The 1,533-nt window shown below is 73.4% G+C and carries 3 protein-coding genes; all 3 read left to right on the top strand.

Annotated features, from left to right (window positions below):
• Positions 1 to 16 precede the first annotated feature (16 nt).
• The 3 genes from AOK15_RS41175 to AOK15_RS41185 all read left to right on the top strand — a co-directional run bounded on the left by AOK15_RS41175 (position 17) and on the right by AOK15_RS41185 (position 1,462).
• The gene (locus AOK15_RS41175) at positions 17 to 733 is read left to right on the top strand and encodes a nucleotidyl transferase AbiEii/AbiGii toxin family protein (RefSeq protein ID WP_055524378.1); all 717 of its coding nucleotides are present in this window, start codon (positions 17 to 19) and stop codon (positions 731 to 733) included.
• Positions 730 to 918, top strand: a complete 189-nt coding sequence (locus AOK15_RS41180) for a hypothetical protein (RefSeq protein WP_055524380.1) — start codon at positions 730 to 732, stop codon at positions 916 to 918. Before AOK15_RS41175 ends, AOK15_RS41180 begins: the two co-directional genes overlap by 4 nt.
• Positions 919 to 1,033: 115 nt before the next feature.
• Complete coding sequence (locus AOK15_RS41185) at positions 1,034 to 1,462, top strand: hypothetical protein (protein ID WP_055524382.1); 429 nt, start codon at positions 1,034 to 1,036, stop codon at positions 1,460 to 1,462.
• The last annotated feature ends 71 nt before the right edge of the window (positions 1,463 to 1,533 follow it).

A 1,533-nucleotide genomic window follows, 5' to 3' on the forward strand; every position in this document is an offset into this window, starting at 1 on the left:
TTCCCCAGGCCCGCGCGTGAACGACCTCCCCGAACCCGGTCCCCCCGACCCGGTCCTCCATCTCCTCACCGACATCCTGGCCATCGGCGCCCCCTACGCCCTGGCCGTGACCGGCGACCACGCGGTGCGGGCCCATGGGCTCACGGAGAGCCGTCCGCCGGGCCGCCTGCTGGAGGTGGCGACGGAACACCCGGCCCCGATGGACGAGATCGCCGGCGCCGTCCGCACCGAGCTGGCGGGACGCGGCTGGCTCGTGGAGGAGGCGGAGGGCACCCCGCTCTCCGCCCGTCTCCTCGTCACCGACCCGACCACGGCGGAGGAGCGCACCCTGGACATCCTCAAGGAGTCCCTGTGGCACCCCGCGGTCGAGACGGCGCTGGGGCCGACCCTCTCCCTGGAGGACGTCGTCGGTACGAAGGTCCGTGCCCTCGCCGACCGGAACACCGCCCGCGACCTCGTCACGGTCCACGCGGCCGCCGCCCACTGGACCGTCCCCGAACTGGAGGAACTGGCGCGCCGCCACACCTCCGCCACCGCCTCCACCTTCGATCTCTCCGACCTCCAGTCCCGGTTGGAGGCCACCGAGTGGCTCGACGACCGGGAATTCGCTCGCCAGGGCCTCGACGAGCAGGCCACCATGTCACTCCGCCGGTGGGCCCAGTCCTGGGCCGCCGACATCGCCGAACGCCTGCTGGAGGAGGAGGCGCTGACACCCCCACCGGAGGCCGAGTGAGCAAACGCCGTTACGTCGCCCGGGGCGTCCCCGGCGGATACCGCATCTACGACCACCGCCGACAGGGCTGGTGGGGCGACCTCTACGAACTCTGCCCGGACGACCTCCTGAGAGAGCTGAACGGCGGCAAGGACCCGCAGAAGCTGTCGGCCCTGCTGAAGCGGTACCGGGCACTGAAGCGATAGCCCGCGCGAGGCGAGGGTGCCTATGGAACCGGGGTGCCGCAATCGGCGTTTCCGGCCTACGAGGGCTGTGGGATGCGGCCCGTGCCGAAGGAATCCCGACGTACGGAGGCTGGGGATGAGTACGGAGATCGCCGAACTGGTGGGCCGGGCGGGGCCGTATCTGACGGCGGCCGTGGCCGCGTACGGCATCGGGGCGCTGACCCCGGTGGAGCGCGCGGCGGTGGAGACGACGGCGGACATCGGCCGCCGGATGCTGACGGCGGCGTGGCGCCACCGTGACGAGCGGGGGCGGGCCGACCTGGGCGCGGCCGTGGCGGACGCGGCGGCGGAACCCGACGACGAGGACGCGTCGGCGGCCCTGCGCCAGCAGATCAAACGGGCCCTGCGTGAGGACGAGGAACTGCGGCGCGAGCTGACGGCCCTGCTGCCTCGTCAGGAGAGCCGGGGCGTGACGGTGACGGCCTCGGGCCCCCGTTCGATCGCCGCCGGCGGCAACATCGGCGTGGCGATCACCGGCGACGGACACACCGCGCCCGAGCGGTGACACACGAACGGGGCGGCGTACTCCGACGCCCTGTCGGTGTACGCCGCCCCGGGTGGGGCGGAGTGTGGGGT

This window comes from Streptomyces ossamyceticus (genome assembly GCF_001418475.1).
Lineage (GTDB): Bacteria > Actinomycetota > Actinomycetes > Streptomycetales > Streptomycetaceae > Streptomyces > Streptomyces ossamyceticus.

What these genes read in the sequence shown, in the direction of transcription:
- AOK15_RS41185 (WP_055524382.1), top strand. Translation starts at nt 1,034, where the DNA reads ATGAGTACGGAGATCGCCGAACTGGTGGGCCGGGCGGGGCCGTATCTG.